The 24,163-nt window shown below is 49.2% G+C and carries 13 protein-coding genes; all 13 read left to right on the forward strand.

All coding sequences use genetic code 11. The features are described 5' to 3' along the window. Window positions 1–1,031: 1,031 nt before the first annotated feature. The 13 genes from AC50X8_RS24295 to AC50X8_RS24355 all read left to right on the forward strand — a co-directional run bounded on the left by AC50X8_RS24295 (window position 1,032) and on the right by AC50X8_RS24355 (window position 24,161). Window positions 1,032–1,307 carry an acyl carrier protein gene (locus AC50X8_RS24295; RefSeq protein WP_056040811.1) on the forward strand — a complete coding sequence of 92 codons (276 nt, stop codon included), beginning with the start codon at window positions 1,032–1,034 and terminating at the stop codon, window positions 1,305–1,307. 3 nt (window positions 1,308–1,310) lie between these two features. Next, window positions 1,311–2,510 carry a beta-ketoacyl-[acyl-carrier-protein] synthase family protein gene (locus tag AC50X8_RS24300; RefSeq protein WP_056040164.1) on the forward strand — a complete coding sequence of 400 codons (1,200 nt, stop codon included), beginning with the start codon at window positions 1,311–1,313 and terminating at the stop codon, window positions 2,508–2,510. 55 nt (window positions 2,511–2,565) lie between these two features. Beyond that, window positions 2,566–2,988, forward strand: coding sequence for a 3-hydroxyacyl-ACP dehydratase FabZ (gene fabZ / locus AC50X8_RS24305; protein WP_056040166.1), 423 nt, complete (start codon window positions 2,566–2,568; stop codon window positions 2,986–2,988). 55 nt (window positions 2,989–3,043) lie between these two features. After that, the gene (locus AC50X8_RS24310; RefSeq protein WP_494860550.1) at window positions 3,044–4,219 is read left to right on the forward strand and encodes a beta-ketoacyl-[acyl-carrier-protein] synthase family protein; all 1,176 of its coding nucleotides are present in this window, start codon (window positions 3,044–3,046) and stop codon (window positions 4,217–4,219) included. Between the two features lie 4 nt (window positions 4,220–4,223). Then, a complete protein-coding gene (gene fabG, locus AC50X8_RS24315) occupies window positions 4,224–4,964 on the forward strand; it encodes a 3-oxoacyl-[acyl-carrier-protein] reductase (protein ID WP_494860545.1) in 741 nt (246 codons plus the stop codon). A 45-nt stretch (window positions 4,965–5,009) separates the two neighbouring features. Then, the gene (locus AC50X8_RS24320) at window positions 5,010–5,282 is read left to right on the forward strand and encodes a phosphopantetheine-binding protein (RefSeq protein WP_056040170.1); all 273 of its coding nucleotides are present in this window, start codon (window positions 5,010–5,012) and stop codon (window positions 5,280–5,282) included. Between the two features lie 56 nt (window positions 5,283–5,338). Continuing rightward, window positions 5,339–7,123, forward strand: coding sequence for an ABC transporter ATP-binding protein (locus AC50X8_RS24325; RefSeq protein ID WP_056040172.1), 1,785 nt, complete (start codon window positions 5,339–5,341; stop codon window positions 7,121–7,123). A gap of 4 nt (window positions 7,124–7,127) precedes the next feature. After that, window positions 7,128–8,915, forward strand: coding sequence for an ABC transporter ATP-binding protein (locus AC50X8_RS24330; RefSeq protein WP_494860542.1), 1,788 nt, complete (start codon window positions 7,128–7,130; stop codon window positions 8,913–8,915). A gap of 64 nt (window positions 8,916–8,979) precedes the next feature. Next, window positions 8,980–11,007, forward strand: a complete 2,028-nt coding sequence (locus AC50X8_RS24335) for a carbamoyltransferase family protein (RefSeq protein ID WP_056040175.1) — start codon at window positions 8,980–8,982, stop codon at window positions 11,005–11,007. A gap of 60 nt (window positions 11,008–11,067) precedes the next feature. Next, a complete protein-coding gene (locus tag AC50X8_RS24340) occupies window positions 11,068–13,092 on the forward strand; it encodes a carbamoyltransferase family protein (RefSeq protein WP_056040177.1) in 2,025 nt (674 codons plus the stop codon). Window positions 13,093–13,101: 9 nt separating this feature from the next. Next, entirely contained in the window at window positions 13,102–13,827 is a 726-nt protein-coding gene (locus AC50X8_RS24345) for a thioesterase II family protein (protein ID WP_056040179.1), read from the forward strand. Between the two features lie 46 nt (window positions 13,828–13,873). Continuing rightward, the gene (locus AC50X8_RS24350; RefSeq protein WP_494860537.1) at window positions 13,874–16,441 is read left to right on the forward strand and encodes a non-ribosomal peptide synthetase; all 2,568 of its coding nucleotides are present in this window, start codon (window positions 13,874–13,876) and stop codon (window positions 16,439–16,441) included. Window positions 16,442–16,469: 28 nt separating this feature from the next. Further along, the gene (locus tag AC50X8_RS24355; RefSeq protein WP_494881991.1) at window positions 16,470–24,161 is read left to right on the forward strand and encodes an SDR family NAD(P)-dependent oxidoreductase; all 7,692 of its coding nucleotides are present in this window, start codon (window positions 16,470–16,472) and stop codon (window positions 24,159–24,161) included. The last annotated feature ends 2 nt before the right edge of the window (window positions 24,162–24,163 follow it).

Here is a 24,163-nt window from a genome sequence, read left to right on the forward strand (position 1 = left end):
CGATCTTCCACAAGAGGCGGAGCAGCCTGAGACGCTCGCTCCTTTTTTGGCGGACTGAGGTTCCGCTATTATGGCTTTTGATCCATTTTCAGGCCGCAGGCGGACAGGAAAGCCGCTATTGCCCTCATAATCGGTCAAAATGGCTTTTGGCAGCGCATTAGCGGCTCCTGAGTCCGCAGAATGTGCCAAACCCGTGATTCGGTTGAAATAGCGGCTGCTGTGTCCACCAAGTCTATCATTGTGCAGGGAGTAACCCCTGAAACTCGCTTGAAATGTCCAATTTTTGGGTGATTTAATGACGTATTTTTATGGTATTATGTGGATGGTGTTTGTGGTATATTGGGAATAGTTCCGTTTTTTCCACCGTAAGTGGGCATGCCCCTAGGCATATTCCGCCCCCTCTAGAGCGTCTTTTTGCCTTCACGCAGCTAAGCATATCACTCCAAGGTCCGATAGTATCTCTTGTAAAATGAAATGGGTTTCAAAATTTTTGCACGCTTATTAAGTGCGGAACGACTAGTATCAGCAATTTTTAGAGCGATTTCATTTAAACATCGGCGTTTATTCGCCAAAATTAGAACGTGATGACAGCATCAGCGACAAATAAAAGTTACATGATTTGTAACTTAAATCTAAATATGTACATGAAAATAAATATTGTAAAAAAACATAGAATTATGGTATAACTTTATTAACGGCGCTATTGGTTGCATCGACGACCGCATCTTCGTTAAGCAGCATTCCTCAAGAGATATAGTCGTCTACTCCTTTAGCGACACATTCAACTATGAATGATCTTCTCTCAACCCACCCACACCTATTGTTTTCCTTTCTAACGCACATTCATCCAGATGAGTTTGTACAATTGAAGCCTGCTGTTTTAAGCTGCACTGCCTATGTCATTTCCATTTGAGGAGTGAGTGCCGAGCAATGTCTATCCCTAGACAATGAAAGCGCTTTATATTTTGACGGCTATTTATGCTGCCTCTGGAATGACATGCAATCTTTTATCCAATAAAGGAGCTGAAACAATGGAAAACGTACAGCTATCGATTGAAAATCAAATTAAAAACATGATTGTTACTAAGTTTGGACTGGATATCTCCCCGGAAGAAATCAACGATGATGATCCGCTTTTTGATGTTAATGAACAGGGAGAAGGGCTAGACCTGGATTCCGTTGATGCTTTGGAGCTTGCGGTTGGACTGAAGGAGCTTTTTGGCGTTAAGCCGCAAAGCAGCGATATGTCCGTTTTCAAAAGCGTTCGTTCCATAGCGAATATTATCCGCAGCACGATCGGGGATTAATCGATGAGCAGACCGCAAGCCGTAGTAACCGGAATTGGCATCATTGCGCCAGGCGGCTCTAACAGAGAAGCCTTCTTCCAGTCGATTGTGAATGGTGCCAGCGGGCTTCGGGCTCATGAAAAGCTGAAAAAGCTTGGCGTTAGTGGCGAGGTCGCTGGCAGCGTTGACGAGCTGTATCGAGAGATGGAAGAGGATGAGCGGGCCGTTCAAATGACGTATGCCGCACTTGATGAAGCTTTGGCAGACAGTGGGCTGACGAAGGAGGACATCAGCAAGCTGGAAACTAGAGCGGGCTTGTCCCTTTCAGAATCTGTGCCCGGCCATATTAAAACGATGAGATACATTCAAAATAACCGGGAGCAGAAGTGGAATGATCCCGATGGACTGATCGAAATTCCATCTTTGCTCTCACATATTGTTTCGTATATAGATATAAGGGGCCAAGCCTACACAACGATGTCGGCCTGCGCCGCTGGAACTGCGGGAGCAGGAATAGCTCTTGACGCCATTCGCAACGGAATAGCGGATTTAATGGTCGTTGTTGGGGCAGAGCCCTTATCGGACAACTATATTGCCGGGTTTCACAGTCTCCAGTCCATGAGCCTGGGTGGCTGTGTGCCGTTTGATAAGAACAGGGATGGCATGTCACTGGGAGAAGGAGCGGCGGTCTTTATTTTGGAAACGCTTGATGGAGCGAAGGCAAGAGGAGCCCATATTTACGGCGAGCTGCTGGGATACGGCTTAAGCAATGATGCCTATCATATTACAAGTCCCGATCCCGAAGGGGAAGGGGCTGTGCGGACGATGCTGATGGCTCTGGAGGATGCCGGTTTAGAGCCAGGTGACATTGATTATGTTAATGCCCATGGAACAGCGACGGAGCTGAATGACTTAATGGAAATGCGAGCGCTGTCCAAAGTTTTTGGAACCGAGGAGAAGCAGTCCCAGGTTATGATATCTTCAACGAAGGCGGTTACCGGACATTGTTTGGGAGCTGCGGGAAGCGTTGAGCTGGCGGCAACCTTGCTCGCTATAGATCGCGGCATTGTGCCTCCAACTGCATTTCTGAAGGAGCAGCCTGAACCTTTTCAGGAACTCCAGATTGTTAAAGGGAACTATGAGGAACGGTCGATCCAATATGCGATGTCCAACTCATACGCTTTCTTCGGCCATTCTGCAAGTATAGTTGTTGGAAAGGTCTAAGCATCTATCGGCTTGAATTTTCCTTATACACACCACATGCTGGGAGCTGTCATGGATGGAAACCATTGATATTGCAAAAGGCTTGCCTCATCGCTACCCGTTTGTGATGGTAGACCGAATTACCGAGGCCCTTTATATGAAGCGCTCCAAAGGCTACAAAAACATAAGCTATAACGAGCCTTGGACAGTTGGACATTTCCCGGATGAACCTATTTATCCAGGCGTTCTCATGATTGAGACGATGGCGCAGGTCGGCGGATTTATTTTTTACAACGGGGAGAGCGGGGCAGCCCACAAATTTTATTTAAGTGCAGTTAACCAAATCAAGTTTCTACAGCCAGTTGTGCCAGGCGATACATTTGCGGTAGAAGCAGAGTTAGTCGAGTCGTTCCACACCTTTCACCAGATCAAATGTACGGCTTCAGTCGGAGATAAAGTTGTCGCCTCCGGGATGCTGACCTTAAGCTATTCCGATTAAAACAAGCGGTGTTTAGCTGCTTGGAGCATAATTTCATAAATTTGGGAGAATCCATATGCATAAAATATTTGTTACGGCTGTAGGAGCGATAAGCTGTGCAGGGTCCGGTGCAGATGAATATTGGGAAGGCATAAACGCACAGGCGGGAATCAGGCCGGATGAGCTTAAGCTGCCCGTGGATATTCCACAAAATATTGAAAACCGGGTCGCTAGACGGATGGATCGGTTTTCCCGGTTGACCATGAGCGCTTCGAAACAAGTGCTGGATGAAGCTTTGATCGAGCAGGAGCAACTGGATCATAACCGAATTGGTACTGTTTTTACAACGGGATACGGTCCATTGGTATCTAACCTGGCCCTCAGCAATCAAATTTTGTCAGGTGGCGTCGATATGGTTAGTCCGACCGTATTCGCTAGTACGGTATACAACTCGGGAATCGGACATGTTTGCTTGAGTTTAAAGCTAAAGGGCGCGAGCACCGTGTTAACGGGCAGCAATGCGATTGCCTATGCCTCTGATCTGCTCAAAAGCGGCAAGGCGGATGCGATATTATGCGGCGGAGTAGAGGAATATTGCCAAGAGCTGCTTGACTCCTTTCAACAGCAGGATTATACAACTAAGGATGAAAACTATTTGTGCCAGCCTCTGGACAGGAATAGAAGCGGTACGAGAATGACCGAGGGTGCCGCTGCATTGCTGCTTGAGACCGAGAGCGTCTTGGTTCGCAGTCCAGAACGCATCGTGTGCGAGGTTATTGGATATGCAAGTTTAATCGGCAGCGGATACCTAGGTAAAGACCGTGCCGATGCAGATTTTAAGCAATTCGCTCGTGTGATGGATATGGCGCTCAAGCATGCCTCGATTTCTCCGAGCGTTATTGATGGCATTTTGCTGGCTGCCGGAGGCGGACGTTATACCGACAGGGCAGAAGCCAAAGCCATTCATGAAGTTTTTGGGCAGCGTGCCGCTTCCATACCGGTTTCTTCGATTAAGGGAGCAACGGGTGAAACGCTCGGCGCCTCGTTTATGCTGAATGTTGCAGCAGGGGCTCTTGCCATTGCCAAAGGGAGCATGCCTTTAACCGCAGGCTGCACCGAGCCGGATGCCGCTTTAGAGCTGGATATCGTCCATCATGAGCCGCGTATAGGCGATTACGAATATTTATTAGTAAATGGATATGATGTCAACGGATGCTTGCACAGCGTCATCCTTGGAACGGTCCGGAGGTGAGCCATTGAAATTTGCCGATAAAGTCGTCTTTATTACCGGAGGAGCAAGAGGAATCGGATACGCCATCGTACAAGCTTTTGCTAGCGAAGGGGCTACCGTTCTCTTTACCTATAAAAGCAGTGAGGACGAAGCTGCGGAGCTGGAAGCTTCCTTGCAGGAAAATGGGGGCAAGGCGAAGGCGTTTGCGCTAGACGTGTCCGATCATATGAATACGCTTGCTGTAATCGAGGAGGCTGTTCAGGAGTTTGGGAAAATTGATGTGCTGGTCAACAATGCCGGCGTAACGGAAGATGGTTTTCTGATGCTGATGGAGGAAGCCTCTTGGGATAAGGTCATTAATACAAATTTGAAGGGAGCCTACAATTGCTGCAAAGCAGTGCTGCCTTCGATGATCAGCAAGAGGCGCGGAGTCATCGTGAATATTTCCTCCGTTTCCGCATTGGCGGGTGCCTCAAGTCAGACGAATTATAGCGCGTCCAAGGCGGGCCTTATTGGCTTGACTCGATCACTATCAAGAGAAGTTTCTGGAAAAAACATCCGTGTGAACGCCATTGCACCAGGATACATCGTTACGGATATGCTCGGGAAAGTTCCCGATCGCGTGCGCCGTCATTTTGTCGATAAAATTGCCTGCGGCCGGTTAGGCGAGGCTGATGAAATTGCAAAGGTAGCCTTATTTCTAGCTTCTGACGATGCAAGCTACATATATGGACAGACGATTATTGTCGATGGAGGAATGATTTAAGGCAGCCTTGTAAGTGAAAATGAACGATTTTAGGGAGGTTAAATGATGAGTGGAGAAGTAAAAGTAGCGGATTTTAATGCGAGGTTTAATGAAATTTTGCAAAAAAATATTGAGCTGTTGACTATTGATGAGAGTGTATTGCAATCAGATTTAGAAACAGTGGGCCTAAACTCGATTTCCTTTGTTAAATTAATCGTCGCATTGGAAAATGAATTTGATGTCGAGTTTGAAAATGAAATTTTAATTATCGACCATTTTGCTACCTTGGGCCACTTTAAGGACGGCGTACAAAAGCTAGTAGAAGGGCAAGATCATTAATTTTCTCCGCTCGCGGGGCTCTGTGCGGCGATATTACCCTATAGTGGAGGGCAATTATGCAAATAGCAAGTCGTAACTCTGCTTTCGTCTCGATGCGCCGGTTGTTTGTTTTTCTTAAGCCCTATCGGTTTTGGATAGCGCTCAAGCTGATAAGCACGATCATCATAGCGGCAAATGATATTTTGCTCATCTACATTATTAACCTTTTATTTTCGTCCACCCAGACGGGTGATATGGATGGTGTGATGCAGGCTGTAAAATTAATCCTCCTTTTTATAGTGACAGGCATCATTGTGAATTTTTTCAGCGTTTATTCATCGGGACGCTACAGCGCCTTTGTAACCCGAGATTTGAAAAATAAAGTTAGCGAGCATATTAATAAACTCCCTATTTCGTATATGGAAGCTCGCCACTCGGGTGACTTTAGCTCCAGAATGACGAACAGCATCAATCAAATTGAAGGATATATTTACAATGATTTTGCCGCTCTTATTTTTCATATTGTCAGGGTCGTTGCCTGTATAGCGGCTATGTTTTATATGAATTGGCAGCTTACGCTGTTTTGCTTCGGCATGTTGCTGTTTATGACCTTTTTGAGTGAAAAAATCAGCCGCCCGTTAAATCAATATGCGGCAGATGTGCAGCAAAGCATGGCTCAGATGAGCACAGTTGTTCAAGATACAATTGGCGGGATCTATATGATCAAGTCTTACAATCTGGTACAGGTTGTGTATCAAAAGTGCCAGCTGCTGCTTGACAAGCTGCTTGAACATTTTTTGAAAATCGAGAAACGCGTTGCTGCTATTGGGGCACTCAGTGTATTTGTCCGAACGGCTCCGCTGGTTGTGTTCTTTCTGTTCGGTGGATATTTGGTTAGCCAAGGACAGCTTTTAATAGGCGCTTTAATCGCGTTTGTGCAGTTCATCAATTATCTCGTGTCCGGGATGGGAGAAATTCCAAATCAGATTAGCCGATTCAAAATAACAGCTGGCGTTGTCGATCATCTGTTTGAATTGCTCGATGCTGAAACAGAACGGATGGATGGCAAGCAGCCGGAAAACCTCTCGTCGTCAGCTCCTGCGCTTGAATTTGAACAGGTTACTTTTTCCTATGACGAACATTCGAAGGTGCTTGACGAGGTCAGCTTTACATTGCCGCAAGGTAAAACGGTCGCCCTAGTTGGGCCAAGCGGTTCAGGCAAATCGACCATCTTTAAACTTATCACCGGCTTTTATGATTATAAGGGTGGACAAATCAAGCTGTACAACGAGCCGCTCACTGATTGGAAGCTATCATCCGCAAGGGCGCTCATTTCACATGTTTCGCAGGATACATTCCTTTTTCCAGGCTCCATCGCTGAAAATATTGCGTGCACGGATGACGGCTACAGCATGGAAGACGTAGAAAGCGCAGCTAAGCTTGCTAATATCCATGAATTTATACGGGTACTTCCACAAGGGTACGATACGCTTGTCGGTGAACGGGGAGTAAAGCTATCAGGCGGACAAAAGCAGCGGATAGCGATTGCCAGGGCCATATTAAAGGATGCTCCCATTTTGCTGCTGGATGAGGCGACTTCGGCACTTGATTCCGAATCTGAACAGCTTGTTCAACAATCCATTAACCGGATTATGCGAAACAAAACGGTTTTGGTCGTCGCACATCGCTTGTCTACGGTCATGAATGCAGACCACATTTTTGTACTGAACGAGGGGCGAATTGAAGAAAGCGGCACACATGAAGAGCTGCTTGCCAAAAACGGCACTTATTATCGTCTATACAACAATCAGGCAAGCAATCGTGGAGACCAGCCGTACGGGCTTGGTCAAGAGGGGGCGTAGTTGCTTGGAAAAAAGCAATAAACAACAAATCGCGAGACTTGCCCGATTGCTTGGTCGGCGTAAACTATCTTTTATTCTCAGTTTTCTGGGTTTCGGTCTCATGAGCTCAAGCGTATCGATTATTACAGCCATGCTGGTCTCTACTTTTCTCGATGCGATAACGGAGAAGAATATGGATGCGGTTATGACGCTTAGCATCCAGTTCATGCTCATCGTCGTTGCTATGTGCATCCTAACGCCACTTTTCCAATATTGGTACGGTAAAACGGTCAAGACGATCATGAACAGCATGCGGCTTCGCGTCTTTCATCATATGGAGAAGCTTCCTGTTACTTATTACGAGAACAGCCATAGCGGTGACAGCCTGTCCAGAATTACAAATGATTTGCAGACAATGGAAAATGCCTTCTCTGGAGAAGCACTTACGCTTCTTTCCTTAATGGCTACCGGGACAATATCAGCCGTTATTATGTTTTATCTGGACTGGAGATTCGCTGTTGCCATGATTTTTTTAGGACTGCTGTCTACGTATGTGAATGCAAGATACGCAAAGCCGTTTAGAACGATCAGCACCGAAATTCAGGAGCAGTCCGGTGTTCAGCTTGAGCGGTTAACGAATCTCGTTGCTGGCACGCAGGTGAGCAGAACGTTTCAGATGGTCGATGGGATGAATCGCAAGTACAAGGAGACGACGACTCGGCTTGCCGACTTGTTTTTAATGCGAGCGAAAAAAAGCGCCTATTTAACAAGCACCAATTATTTTCTGCTTTGGATCAATAATGGCGGTGCCTTTATTATTGGAGCCTTTATGCTGATTAACGGCCAGCTGACAATCGGCAGCTTGCTGGGGGTTATTTTACTGCTGGAGAACGTAACGAATCTCTTCCGCAATTTAGGTGTTTTCTGGGCCAATTTGCAATCCTCGCTGGCGGGGGCTGACCGGGTATTTGACCTGCTGGATGTGGCAGAAGAACCTGGGCGATACGCAGCTGTCTCGAAGGAAGCTGCTGTCGCAAGCTCAAACGAAGACGAAATGCTGAATTTCAAAAACGTATCGTTTGCCTACCACAAAGACGAAAATGTGCTAAACCGCTTGAATCTTCAGGTGGACAAAGGACAGCTTGTCGCGCTTGTAGGGCCCAGCGGGGGCGGCAAAAGCACCATAATGAAGCTGCTGCTCGGCTTTTATCCGTTCTCGGAAGGCGATATTCAAATTGCGGGCAAAAGCTTTGCAGATTATTCGCTTGAGGAGCTTAGGAATAAGATGGCCTACGTTTCCCAGGACCCGTATCTGTTCGAAGGAACGATTGAGCAAAATATCCGCTACGGAAAAATGGACGCCACGACTGACGAGGTTATAGAGGCAGCGCGTGCAGCATTTGCCCATGATTTTATTACGGAACAGGCAGATGGCTACAACACTGTGGTTGGTGAAAGAGGCGTGAGGCTGTCCGGTGGTCAAAAGCAGCGAATAGCCATTGCCCGAGCCATATTGAAAAATGCCCCTATTTTGCTGCTTGACGAGGCAACATCGGCACTGGACAGCGATTCAGAGCTAGCGGTCCAGCAAGGAATCGAGCGGCTGATGGAAGGGAAAACGACGATTGCCATCGCCCACCGGCTGTCCACCATTGAGCAAGCGGACACGATTGTAGTCGTTGACCGTGGAAGGATTATGGAGCAGGGCAAGCATGACGAGCTCCTGGCAGCTGGAGGCGCATACAGCCGCCTGCATCACACGCAGAAGCGAACCCAGGAGTGGATTCCACAGGAACTTCAGCAAGAAGCTTGAGTGCTAGGAGCTGGCGCCAACGTGGCCGCTCACAAAATGTTGAAGAAATAAGGAAGGTGAAATAATGAGGATACTTGGCATTAGCGGGGGGATCGATTTCCCTCATGAGGACGGGTTTATAACGACCATATTGAATTCAGAGGTTCATGATGCTTCAGCCGTATTAATTGAAAATGGGCAAGTTGTTGCCGCCTATGAGGAAGAGCGTCTGAATCGGATTAAGCACACAGGGAAGATGCCTATTTTATCAATTCGCCGTTGTCTGGAGCTGGGTGGAATACGTTTGGACGATGTGGACAAAATCGTCTATTTCTACTCGGAAACCCAGTTTAAATACGAGATGACAACCCACCGACATGAGTATCGGCAATTTCCTTACAGCGATCCGCAGGCGTGGGTGGTCGAGCGACTAAAGCAATTTTTTGATACGGATTTTAAAAAAGAGAATGTGGTGTTTGAAAATCACCACTACTGCCATGCTGCAAGCGCCTATTATATGTCTGGGTTTGAAGAAGCGCTCATCGTTACAATAGATGGTGCTTCATTGGAAGGAAATGCTGGAATTGTGCTTGATGCTGATGGAGATTCGCTCAAACCGCTCGGCCATATTTCCAACGATGACAGCTTAGGTTCTTTTTATACGCAGATTATCGAATTTCTCGGCTATAAGACTCATGATGAATATAAAGTAATGGGACTCGCTCCATATGGAGATCCTTCCAAATTCAGAAGGCTGTTCAAGAAAGCCTTCACCTTGCTTCCTGAAGGAAAATTCCAGCTTAATAGAAGCTTCTATTATGTGCTTATGGATTCAATGTCAAGCCCGCGGATGAAGGGGGAGTTGTTTACACAGGAGCACAAGGACATCGCGGCTGCTCTACAGGAAGCGCTCGAAAACGTCGTCATGCATATGCTTGTCCATTATCAGCAGGCGACTGGGCGCAAGAAGCTGTGCATGGCTGGCGGCGTAGCGCACAACTGTACGTTAAATGGGAAAATTTTGTACTCTGGCTTATTCGACGAGGTGTTTGTACAGCCTGCCGCCCATGATGCGGGCAATGCGCTGGGAGGAGCACTGTTGCAGTCCCGCAAGCTGGCTCCTAGCACACAGACAGAAACGCTGCGGCATCTCTACTGGGGAAGCGCCATTCAGAGCAATGACAGCGTTCTCGAAATTTTGCAGCAGTGGGAGCGATTCATTACATATCGCAAAGTGGATCGTGTTGTCGAAGTTGCGGCTAAGCTTATTGCGGAGGGAGCGGTTATCGGTTGGGTGCAGGGACGCTCGGAGTTTGGCCCCCGGGCGCTAGGCAACCGGAGCATCTTGGCTGATCCGCGTCCAGCGGAAAACAAAAGCATTATTAATGCAATGGTGAAAAAACGGGAGGGCTACCGGCCGTTTGCCCCTTCCATATTGGAAGAGTATGCAGACGATTATTATGTGCTGCCACAGACGAAAGCCCCCTACTCCTACATGAATTTCGTGCTCAAGACGAGGGAGGACAAGCAGGAGCTACTTGGCGCGGTTACTCACGTTGACGGCACGGCGCGCATCCAAACGGTATCTCGTGAAACGAACGAGAAGTACTGGCACTTAATTGATGAATTCCGCAAGCTGACAGGTGTGCCGGTGCTGCTGAATACATCGTTTAACAACAATGCGGAACCGATTGTCGATTCGGAAGAGGATGCGATTGTCAGCTTCCTGACAACCAACATTAACACATTGATTATCGGAGACTACGTCATCGATAAAAAAACGGTCGGCAAGGAAGAGTTTTTGAAGTTTGTGCCAAAGCGTCCATTCAGCTCAGAACTGAAGCAGTCGGTCGGCTATACAGCAGAAGGAAACAAGGAAACCGCTTACGAAATACGCCTCCACTTTGGGGATAAATATAAGACAGCTTTATCGGAAGAGATGTACGATCTGCTAGAGCAATCTGACGGGGAGAAGACGCTGGCAGAGCTGATTGAGCTTGCTGGATGCGGCGGGAAGTCGGAAGAGGATATCGTAGACGAAGTGATCGAATTATGGTCTTTGCGGCTGATTCATTTACGGCCATTTGAAACCGTTGCTCTGGCTACCGTTTAAAGGCTGCATTAAAAAGCGGGGAAGGCAAACCAAGTAAAGTGAATAGGTAGGAGGATGAATATGCTCGTATTAGGTCTTAATGGCGGCATAGAATTGCCGCATGAGGATTTGAAGGTGTTTGGAAACGGCGGAATTGCACACGACTCGGCTGCTGTTCTTATTAAAGACGGGGTGGTGATTGCCGCCTCAGAGGAAGAAAGGCTGAATCGAGTGAAGCATACCGGCAAGGCGCCGCTGCAGACGATCTATTTATGCTTGAAGCGGCTAGGCATTACGTTTGCGGATATTGACAAAGTAGTCATTACGACGAGAGAGCAGGAAACCGACCTGCTTGTGCGGGATGATTTTTTCTATCGTGATTCTCTGCATAAAAATACGAGAGAGCTGCTGGTAGATTTCTTTTACCAGATTGACGGAACGAAATACGATTCGAATAATATCGTTTTTGTTGACCACCACATCTGCCATGCAGCCAGCGCACATTTCATGTCAGGCTTTGATCGAAGTCTAACGGTTACGATTGATGGAGAATCGCAGGAGGGCTATGCCGGCTATATTATAAGCTCCGAAGGTACGAGCTTCAAAATCCTTGACCGCATCACCAATGCCAACAGCTTAGGCTCCTTCTATATTTCGGTTATCCGCATGCTGGGCTATCACCAGCACGATGAATATAAAGTAATGGGACTCGCGCCGTATGGCGATCCAAGCAAATTCAGACGGATGCTCAGAAAAGCGTATGTCCTGCTTCCCGAAGGCAAGTTCAAAATCAATTTGGCCTGGTCTACTGCGCTTTTCGATTTTATGACGCCAAGAAAGAAGGGCGGGCCAATCACTCAGGAGCATATGGATTTGGCCGCCTCCCTGCAGGAGGCGCTCGAAACGATTGTCATGCATATGCTGACGCATTATCAGCAGGCAACCGGACATACGAAGCTTGCCATGGCAGGCGGTGTAGCGCATAACTGTTCGATGAATGGAAAAGTATTATATGCTGGGCTTTTCGAAGAGGTTTTTGTACAGCCTGCTGCACATGATGCGGGCAATGCGCTGGGCGGCGCCTTGTTCGTATCCAATAAATTTGCGCCTGACAAGCCGCTGGAGAAGCTGAAGCATCTCTATTGGGGAAGCGAAATTCAAGGCAATGAGGGCTTGGAGCACATTTTAAAACGGTGGGAACGTTTCGTCAGCTTCCGCAAGGTGGACAATATCGCTGAAGAGACAGCCAAGCGAATAGCGGAAGGGGCCGTCTTCGGCTGGGTTCAAGGTCGTGCCGAATTTGGTCCGCGCGCGCTAGGAAACCGCAGCATTCTTGCTGATCCAAGGCCAGCGGAGAACAAGAGCATTATTAACGAGATGGTGAAAAAGCGTGAGGGATATCGGCCGTTTGCGCCATCTATTTTAGAAGAGCATGTGGGCGACTACTACGAGATGCCGCAGACGAAAGCGCCTTATTCATATATGAATTTCGTACTGATGACGAAAGAGGATAAGCAGCCGCTGCTTGGAGCGGTTACCCATGTGGATGGCACGGCACGCATTCAAACCGTTTCCAAGGAAACGAATGAACGGTATTGGGAGCTCATTAATGAATTCCGCAAGCTGACCGGGGTGCCGATTTTGCTGAACACGTCGTTCAATAACAATGTAGAGCCAATCGTAGACTCGGAGGAGGATGCCATCGCAAGCTTCCTGACGACGAATATCCACTACTTGGCTATCGGCGATTATATGGTAGACAAGAAGGAAGTAGATAAGGCCGATTATTTGCATATGGTACCGACGAGGCTGGTCAATTCCGAATTAAAAAAATCGATCGGCTATTCCGCTGACGGGACGAAACGCACGCTTCATGAAGTCCGACTTCATTTTGGCGATAAGTACAAAAAAGCGATACCGGAGGAAATATTCCTTATGCTCGAGCATTCAGACGGTCAAAAATCGCTGGACGAGCTTGCCGATGAGCTGGGCGGCACCACGCTGACGAAACCGGAAATAGCAGAGCATTTTATTGAGCTTTGGTCGCTCCGTCTCGTTCATCTTAGACCATCCGAGCGCGTAGCAGCCCTCTCGGCTAAGCTGTAAGGCAGCAGGATGAAGAAGCTGAAGCTGCTTGCCTTTCCTTTTGCCGGTGCCTCATCTATGTACTATTACAAGTGGAAAAAACATATTTCTGACCAAATCGATTTCGTGCCTGTGAAGCTTGCAGGCAGGGGCGCCCGGCCAAGAGATCCTTTGTACAACACCTTTGATGAGGCGATTGAAGACGTGTATAAGCAAATCGACAGCATTATTGACGATGGGCCTTATGCTTTTTTTGGCCACAGCATGGGAAGCATGCTGGCCTTTGAATTATCGCATAAGCTGAGGGAGCAGCAACGCCATGACCCTGCGATGATATTCGTATCAGGCAGATGGGCTCCTCATATTCAGAGACCGGATTTGGTCAATCCAAGCACGCCAGATGAGCAGCTGAAAGAGCGTCTGCTGGAGCTTGGAGGAACATCTCCGGAGCTGTTTGAAAACCCGCTGCTTGCGGATGCTTTTATTCCGATATTGCGAGCCGATTTTTATGCAATGGAGTCCTATGTTTATGACAGCAGCAGAGAGCCGTTGTCCACAGCTATTGATGCGATGACAGGCGTGAAAGACTGGGATGTCAATAAGCGGGATTTTGCTGAATGGGGCAAGCACACGACGGGTGAATTTTCAATTCATAAATTTATGGGCGGACATTTTTATATTAATGACAGCTTTGATACGGTCATTCAACATATTAATCGCACATTGCTTAGCAGTGTGCATGAAGCGAGAGCATAAAGCCTTGCGCTGAACCTATAAAACGAATGGGGGTGAGCCAGCGGTTATGGACAAGCACCGGCTCATGCATCATATTTTCGCAGCAAACCGTGAAATGGTTGACCGGGGAATCACATTTATCAACGAGGCAGACGAGGAGGAGTTTGTCTCCTACCGCCAGCTGTACGAGCGTTCATTATGTCTCCTTCATGATTTGCGTCATTACGGGGTACAAGCGGGACACGAGCTGTTATTGCAAATACAGGATAATCGGCTGTTTCTTGAAGTTTTCTGGGCTTGCATACTGGGGCGGATTATCGCCGTCCCGGTAACCGTAGCGACCAATGACGAAACGAAGCTGAAGGTTTGTAAGGTGTGGGGCAAATTAAGCAACCCGCATTTTATGGGCAGTGAAGCGACGATGAAGGGTATGACTTCATTCGCAGAGGAAAGCCAAAAATTTGCTCCTAGCGTGGACGCCATAAAAGGTAGATTTATAGACATAGCATCCTTAAAAGGAGAGAGCAGTGCAGATCTGATGGAGGCTGAGCCGGATGATATCGCCTTTATACAGTTCTCTTCTGGATCGACGGGAGACCCGAAGGGCGTTGTGCTGACCCATAGCAACGTAATGGCCAACGTCGCTGCCATGCAGAAAATATGGCATATAGATGCTGGAGAACGGGTTTTAAGCTGGATGCCGCTTACACATGACATGGGATTAATTGCGATGCATCTATTGCATGCCTATACACAATCCTCGCAGTTTATTATGCGGACGAAGCTGTTTATTCTTAACCCGCTGCTCTGGATAGAGAAGGCGAATAAGCACCGCGTTAATCGGCTGTACAGCCCTAATTTCGGCTATAAATATTTTTTGGCCTTTTATGATCAAGAGCATGACTACGGCTGGGATTTATCTGGCCTTTCCTGCCTCTGCAACGGCGCCGAGCCCATTTCAACGGAAATTAGCGAGCGTTTTATGGAGCAGCTGGCCAAATATAATCTCCCGCAGACGGCCATGAGGCCGGCATACGGGCTTGCAGAGGGAACGGTTGGCGTGTGCTTTACCCCGCAAAATGAGCCGTTCAAGTATGTGGCTGTAGACCGGAGATTTCTCCGGATTGGAGAGACCGTTCGTTTGCTTAAGCGAGGTGAACCGGGCAGCCTGCTTTATGTGGACGTAGGCGGTCCGATTGAAAGCTGTGAAATCATGATTGCTGATGAGCAGGGCAGCCCGCTTCCGATGTCCACAGTCGGTTACATTTTCATTAAAGGGCCGAGCGTCACCAGAGGGTATTACAACGAACCAGAAGCTGCTGAAAGGCAGGCAGACGAGTGGCTGAATACAGCGGATATTGGATTTATGCAGAATGGGCGGCTAATCGTTGTCGGAAGGGCAAAGGACATATTGTTCGTCAACGGGCAAAATGTTTTCTCCCACGACATTGAGAGAGTAGCAGAGGAAGTTGACGGGGTCGAGCTCTGGAATGTGGCAGCCTGTGGAACGGGTGGAACGACTGGGGATATGGAGGAAGCGTGCCTGTTCCTACTCTACAGAGGTAAAAATCTGGAGGCGTTCTGCGAGCTTGCGAGCCGAGTTAAGCAGCATATTCACCGGAAGATGGGCCTATTTATCGACCATGTTATCCCTGTGAAATCGATACCTAAAACAACGAGTGGAAAAATCCAGCGCTATAAGCTGGGCGAGCAATATGCAAGCGGGCAGTTCGATTCCATCATTCATGATATGGAGAGCATCAAGAGCAAGCAGGCTGCCTTCGAAAATACAGAGCAGATGCTGCTGAGGCTCTGCCAGGACTTGCTCGGGCGGGAGCTCGGTATTCACGACCATTTTAATGAGAGCGGAGGCAATTCGCTGATTCTCACCCAGCTTTCCGATGAGCTGGAAAAATGGCATGGCTGCAGCGTATCCGTTCCTGACCTGTACAAATATCCGACGATTGCTAAGCTGACCGCGTTCATCGACCGCGGCGGCAGTCTAAGCCTGCCATCCGTCAGTATGGATGAAGCCTACTTTAACAAAGAGGGCAGCCAGGTCGTTTCAGCCTTTGAGGCTGAACTGGATAACGAAACATGCAGGGTGCTTCAAGCCATAGCCGATGAGGCGAAGACGGACCTCAAGCATATCCTGTTGTCCGGTTTTCTCTATTTGCTAAAGCTGGCATCCGGTGAGGAAACTATTCATGTTCAAGTGGCGGCTGATGAAAATCAGTTCCGCTCGCTGACTATCGATTTTGCAGAGGTGGATTCCTTTGAGAGGTTGATTGAGCTCGCTGCAACGAAGCTGGAAGCCCGCAACGGCAATGGTGATGACAATGGGGACGGCGATGAATCCGTCTATGCCGCTAAGGATTTGGATCGCATTCAGCCAAGCGAGGAGCTTCGGATTTTGCCGCTCTTCGTTATTCATGCTGATGGCTCATCCACCCAAGGCCAATGGCTCGAAGTGTTTGATCTTGTGATCGAGCTTGCAGAATACGATGAGCAAGTTGAGGTGCTGTGCGGCTTTAACTCGCGAAAACTGAAGGAGCACAAAATAAAGGAGCTTTTTACCCAATACATGCTGTTGCTCGCTGACATCGTGGAAAATAGCGATAAGGTTTCGGTCTAGCGAACCGCTGAAGAACAGGGGGATGAAGTTGAAGACGAAATCGCCGGATTTGACGCAATTGCGTCTAAGAAGCCAGGACGAACTGCCAACGGCAGCTATAAAGGAAGTGAGCAACCATGACATTGCCATCATCGGCATTTATACGCGTTTTCCAAATGCTCGCAATACAGAGGCGTTCTGGCAAAATATTAAAAATGGGGTAAGCTGCGTAACGAAATTTCCGGAAAAGCGCCGGGAGGATGCTGATCGGTTTGTCCGATTTTCGGGTAAATCGGAAATCCCCTACTCCAACGGCGCCTATCTCGAGGATATCGACGCATTTGACTATTCTTTCTTCAACATTCCGCCCAAAGAAGCGCTATTGATGAATCCTCGCCAGCGTGTGTTTCTGGAAGCAGCATGGAATGTGTTCGAAGATGCAGGATATGGGCCGCAGCAGCTGGCAGGCAGCAATATCGGGGTGTATGCCGGACATATCGGAGACGTTGAAAGCTATGTATACCGGGAGATGATTGAAGCCGTTGATCCCTCTCTGATATCGGCAGCGATGCCGGGAAATTTGTCTTCCATCATTCCGAGCCGGATTTCCTATTTGCTTAACCTTAAAGGGCCAAGCATGACCGTGGACACAGCGTGCTCCTCCTCGCTTATAGCTGTCGATCTGGCTTGCCAGGCGCTTCGCAAGGGAGACTGTGAAATGGCGCTTGCTGGCGCAGTCCGCATTAACCTGCTTCCGCAAAACAAAAATCATGCGAAGCTGGGTATCGAGTCTACGGACGATGAAACCCGCGCCTTTGACGACGGAGCCGACGGATCGGGAATGGGGGAAGGCGCAGCCGTTGTTCTGCTTAAGCCCCTTAGCAAAGCTAAGCGGGACGGCGATTCCATCTATTGTGTCATTAAGGGCAGCGCGGTGAATCAGGATGGCGCTTCCATGGGAATTACGGCTCCAAATCCGTCCGCTCAAACAGCCGTTCTAAATAAGGCTTGGAAGGAAGCGGGCATTGATCCAGCAACGCTTGCCTATATCGAAACACACGGTACGGGGACAAAGCTGGGTGACCCGATTGAGATCGAAGGAATAAGCAAAGCATTCGCAAAATATACGGACAAAAAACAGTTTTGCGCCATCGGGTCCGTGAAGACGAATATCGGCCATCTGTATGATTGTGCAGGAATTGCGGGGCTCATTAAAGCCGCGCTGGCACTAAAGCACCAGCTGCTTCCGCCAAGCATTCACTTTAAGACGCCGAATAAACAAATTCCGTTTATTGATTCGCCAGTATACATAAACACGTCGCAGAAGCCATGGGCTCAAGGAGAGGCGCCAAGGCGCTGCGGTGTCAGCTCATTCGGCTTGTCCGGTACCAATTGCCATGTCGTGCTGGAAGAATATATCGCTCAGCCCGCGAACGCTGATCAGGTGGCTGGCGCGCCAGAGCAGCCTTATATCATTCCGCTATCGGCAAAAAGCGGGGAAGCGCTGCATACGCTGCTTCTGCATATGGACGAATATTTTGATGGGGAACATCGGGCCAGCCTTAAGGATATTAGTTATACGCTGGCAGCAGGACGCGATCACCATTCGATTCGTTTAGCTATTGTCGCTTCAAATATTGCGGATCTGAAAGGGAAGCTAAAGCAGCTAATCGCACAGCGGCAGCATTTATCCGGATTGGATGCTTCCTGGTTCTCTTACGGCACAGCGAAGCCGGCAGGTGATCATACTCCTTTCGTACAGCTAGCCGAGCAGCTTGTCAAACAGTTGAAAACCGCTGCCGAACTTGAGCTTCCAGAGCTGCTTCATCAAATCGCTGAGCTGTATACGGCTGGGGCAGCCATTGGATGGTCCGCGATGTACAGGGGAAGCCGGGCGAAAAGGGCGCATATACCCGTTTACCCGTTTGAGCGGAAGCGCAGCTGGCTGCAAATCCCCGAACGTGCGCCTGCTGAACGCGCAAACGCACTCTATTACACGATGAAGTGGATGGAGGAGGCGGCGGATCAACGCACCCGCGCTATGCGGGGAGAAACGGTCATTATTTTGGGCGAATGGCAGCAGCTTACCCAGCAGCTAGAGGAGGAAGGCGTTCATTGCATACAGGTTAAACGGGGGACACACTATCAGGTGGTTAGCCCGCAATCCTACATGATCAGCGAGAACGAGGAAGATTACGACAAACTGACGGAAGCACTTAAACATGTGAAGTTTACGAAAATACTGCATCTGCTTTGCTGCAACGGACCAGATGGGATGATGTCGGCGGAGCAGCTAAGTGAAAGACAAAGCTTAGGTGTGTACAGCTTGTTCCACTTGACTAAAGCACTCCTGAATGCCGGCGTTGGGCATAATCATGAAATCATTATCGCAGCCGACTATGTAAACCGGGTTACCGGTGAGGAAACGTGCTTGAAGCCAGAAAACTCGCCACTATTCGGCTTGGGTAAAGTCATTGGCATTGAATACCCGCATATTACTTGCAAAGCGATAGATATGGATGCCTTGACAACTGCCCGCGATGTTATTTCGGAGCTGGGCCGCAACAAAACGACTTATCAAATCGCCTATCGGGATGGCAAGCGTTTTGCAGAAATAATGGAAGAGACCGATGTTGAGCAATTGCCTGATGATCCCGTTTCCATTAAGGAGGAAGGCGTTTACGTCATTACAGGCGGCGCCGGCAATCTCGGACTGCTTACGGCCAAGCATTTGGCGTCCAAAGGAAAAATAAATGTGGCGCTGTTAAACCGCTCCCCGCTGCCGAAGCAGGAGGACTGGCCCACGTATTTGGAGCAGGATGGCGGATCACGGCTGCATGACACCATTAAGAAGCTGCATGAAATAGCTGCCACTGGAGCACAGGTGGAGTGCATCTCGCTTAACGTCACCTCCTTCGATGAAATGAGCGCCACCATGGAGAGGCTGCGGCAAACCTATGGAAAAATAAACGGCGTCATTCATGCGGCGGGCGTAGCGGGCAGAGGCTTTCTCATCCGCAAGGACACAGCCGTATTCGAGGAAGTGCTGAACCCGAAAGTGATGGGCACCTGGGTTTTAGATAAAGTAACGGAGCAGGATGACCTCGACTTCTTTGTATTATTTTCGTCAGGCGTGGCGCTTGTTGGCGAAATGGGTCAAGGCGATTATACAGCTGCAAACTGCTATCTTGATGCTTTTGCTGATTATAGAAGAAAGCTCGGCAAGCCCGCTCTTTCCATCAACTGGGTCGTATGGGATGGGGCGCGAATGGGAGAAGGAACGAGTGAAACGATCGACAGCATTTTCAAAACGCTGCCCGCAACGTTAGCGCTCCAAGGCTTCGATAAAGTCATCAGCAAGGCTATCACCCGTGTATTAATTGGGGAAGTGAACACGTCTAACCCGAGCGGTTTGGAACTGTTCAGCAAAGATGTATTCCATTTGCCAGAAAAGCTGCGAGCTATCATGTTTAGTGACAGCAGCAGTGAGCAGGCTGTTCAAAGCAAGCCGCTGCCCATGCAGGAAGTGAAGGTGAAGCTGTTAGGCAGCAAAAACGGCTCCTACTCCGAAGTGGAGCAGACGCTGGCGGGCTTGTACCGCGAAGTACTCGGATACGAGGAGCTGAGCATCAACGATACTTTCTTTGAACTTGGTGGAGATTCCGTGCAGCTGCACCGGCTGCATAAGCTTGTAGATCAGCGGTACACGGGACAAACCTCAATAGCTGATTTGTTTGCATACGCTTCAATAGCCAAGCTGGCGTCATTTTTGACTAAGGAAGATAACAAAGCAGTGAACAAAGTAGTCAAGCGCAATACCTCTGCTGCAGATGTTCCTGCCGCGCATGATGATGATATCGCGATAATCGGAATGTCCGCGCTGTTTCCAGGAGCGGATACGGTTGACCAATATTGGACGAACATCAGCAATGCCGTAGATTGCACGGGGCCTATCCCGCAAGAGCGGCGCTCATACGCAGACGATTATCTGGCAGCTATAGGGCAAGCTCCAGATGGACATCCCGGCTATATGGACTGCGCTTATGTGGAAGGTATCGACGAGTTTGATTACCGATTTTTCCGAATATCGCCCAAGGAAGCTAATTTGACGGACCCGTGCCAGAGGGTGTTTATGCAGAAGGCCTGGCATGCCATTGAGGATGCGGGGTATGGGGGAGATAAGCTGCGTGGCAGCCGAACCGGCATTTATGTCGGATTTGCCAACATTATTCGCGATTCGTATCAGAAGATGCTCACCGATGTGGACCCCGTCATGATGTCGGAAGCCATTGTCGGCAACGTATCAGCGATGCTTCCAAGCCGCATTTCCCATTTGCTGGATTTGAAGGGGCCAACCATGGTCGTGGATACCGCCTGCTCCTCCTCCTTAGTTGCTGTTCATCTGGCGAGCAATGCGATCCGGGGCGGCGACTGCGACATGGCGATAGTTGGCGGTGTCAAGCTGTTTCTCATTCCGCTCGACCATGAGCATAACAAAATCGGCATTGAATCTACGGATGGAAAAACACGCGCCTTCGACGCCTACGCCGATGGCTCAGGCAGCGGCGAAGGGACAGCGGCCATTATTCTCAAGCCGCTCAGCAAAGCCAAGGCAGATGGTGACCATATCCATGCCGTTATTAAAGGGAGCGCCATCAATCAGGACGGCGCATCGATGGGCATAACCGCGCCAAATCCAGCTGCACAGACGGACGTTATTACGCGGGCGTGGGAGAAGGCGGGCATTCATCCGGAGTCGATTGCCTTTTTCGAAGCGCATGGCACAGGGACTGCGCTTGGCGATCCAATCGAATTCAGCGGGCTGAAGCAGGCAATCGAGACTTATACGGACAAAAAGCAGTTTTGTGCAATCGGTTCGGTTAAATCAAACATCGGCCATCTGAATGAAGGGGCTGGAATGGCATCCATTATAAAAGCTGTCATGGCGCTCAAGCATCGCGAAATACCGCCGACCCTGTACTTCCAAACGCCGAATCCTAAAATCGATCTGCAGGATTCACCTCTGTTCATCAACGCCCAATCAAGAAAATGGGAAAATGATGAGCAGCCGATGAGAGGCGCGATCAGCTCCTTTGGCCTAAGCGGCACGAACTGCCACATGATTATTGAGGAGTACAGACCGGAAGCCGCTGCACCGGAAGAGGCAGATGAGCCGAAAGCTTCGGTTCAATTATTGACCTTGTCCGCAGCTAGCAGAGGATCGCTTATAAGGTTGGCAGGGCAGTATGCCGGTCGCTTTGTGGATGGCAACGTCGGGTCACTTGCTGATATTTGCTATACGGCGAATACGGGAAGAGGACATTATTCCCACCGCCTCGCCCTGATCGTCGCTGATGCGGCTGACCTGTCTAGAAAGCTGAAGCTTTTGGCCGAGCAGGAAACCTTTAGCTCGCTTCCGAAGGAGGGTGTTTATTACGGCGAATACCGGGCGGTAAGCGACGAGCGCAGCATTCGGAACCCAGGCGACATTACAGAGGCGAGAAAAAGCGAGCTCAGTCGAGAAGGAGAACAAGCCGTCTTGGCATTGGAAAATGCGCCAGCACTGGACCATACCGAAGCGTTACAGCAGCTATGCGAGCTTTATGTACAGGGTGCAGATATCCCGTGGGAACAGCTCTATGCGGAACAGACCCACGCCAAAGTTCAACTGCCAGTTTATCCGTTTGAGAGGACGAAATGCTGGGCGGAATTTCCTAAGTTTGCGAAGCAAGCTGTGCTCAAGGCAGCTTCCGCTGACGCTTCTGCTGAAGATATGAAAAAACGGCCAGCCGCCTTTACGATGAGCTGGAAACAGCAGGCGCGGTTAGCCGTTTCTGCGGCAGAGCCTGCTGCTGGTGTGACGGTGATCGTCAAGGACAGCGAAGGCTTTGCTGACCGTTTGGCCAGCGCGTTAAGAGACCAGGGCAGGCAGGTGCTGTTAGCGGAGATTCCTGATTTGTCCGCTACAGAAGAGATGGGTGCGATTGAAGCAAAATGGCTGGACCGTTATAGTCAGCTATTGCAGGAGGAAGCGGAGCAAGGCATTGCTCAAATCATTCATTGCGGCAGCCTGGCGGGGAGCGTCATTTCCAGCATAGATGAGCTGAAAGCAAGCCAGCAAAGAGGCGCTATGAGCTTGTTCCTGCTGATGAAGGCATGGGCAGCCTGCGGCTTCGAGCACGATACGGAAGTCATTGTACTGACTGAAAATGCCTGCCGCATTACGGGGGAAGAACGTCAGCTCCGACCGGAAAACGCACCGCTGCTTGGGCTAGCCAAAGCCCTTTCCAAAGAGCATGCGAATATACGCTGCCGCAGTATCGACATGGACGGAGAGGTGCAGCTGGAGGAGATTTTATCTGAATTATCGATAAATTCAGACGCCAGACTTGTAGCTTTTCGAAACGGCATTCGCTATGTCGAGTTGTTTGAGCCATGCAGCAGCCAGAATGCATCCAGCAGCGAAGAGCTGACCGTTCAAGCCGGAGGCGTCTATTTGATAACGGGCGGTACAGGCGGAATCGGCCTTGAAACGGCAAAATGGCTAAGCCGCAAAGACCGCATAAAACTGGTGTTAATCAATCGTTCTGAACTGCCTGATCGGCCGACATGGGATAGCATATTGCTGAACAATGAGGATCGTAAGCTATGTGAGAAAATCGCGAGCATTCGGGAGATCGAAGCTGGCGGCTCAGAAGTGATTTTGTACCGATGTGATGTATCCCAATACGATGAAACCGCAGCCATGCTGGAACACATCCGGCTAACGCATGGGGAAATCAAAGGAATTGTACACGGCGCAGGAATTGCCCGCACCGAGTCCATAATGGAGAAAAGCTTGGATACATTTGAGCAAGTCATTCGTGCCAAAATCTACGGCACATGGCTGCTGGATCAGCTGACTTTGCAAGATCAACTTGATTTTTTCCTTATGTATTCCTCTATTGCAACGATGTTCGAGACTGGCTATCAAAGCGACTATCTTGCGGCAAACGCCTACCTCGATGCCTATAGTATGGCGCCATCAAGCGATGGAAGAAGAAGATTGACGATCAATTGGACGACATGGCAAGGCAAGGGGATGGCTTCCGATCACAATTTTCAGGCGGATACCATTTTCAAGACGATACAGGCTGCCCGTGCGATGGAGCTGCTGGATGCTGTATGGCAAACACGACAAAGCAACGTACTGATCGGGGAGCTGAATTTGGAGAGCAGAATGGCGTTATGGCTGCATAATTATGCAATTCAATTGTCAGATGACATTACGGCAAGCCTGGATGCGTTGAACGAACGTTTGGCGCAAACGCCGGAAAGATCATCCAAATCTGCCGGATACGCAGCGGTTAAGCTGATTGGAAGCGAGCATGATGCGTTCAGCGAGACCGAGCGGCAGGTCGCTCAAACTTGCAAAGGGGTGCTCGGATTTTCCGAGATCGACATCCACGAAAGCTTTTTCGAAATGGGTGCTGACTCGCTAATGATTCGGCAGATTTATCAGAAGCTTTCACAGCTTTACACCGAGGAGGTTGTCATTACTGATATGTTTGAGTATCCGACGGTTCATAAGCTGGCTAAGCATATCGAACGGCGACAAGCAGGGGTGGTCGCAGCAGCTGCTCCAGTAAGCAATCGGACGGCACTGCAGGATGACGAATTAAACCGGATGTTTGACGAGCTTGATAATGGGGATCTCGATCTTGAACAGGTGCTCTCCAAGCTTGGCTCCAAAGAGAGGTGAGA

This window comes from Paenibacillus sp. JT22N15 (assembly GCF_059383755.1).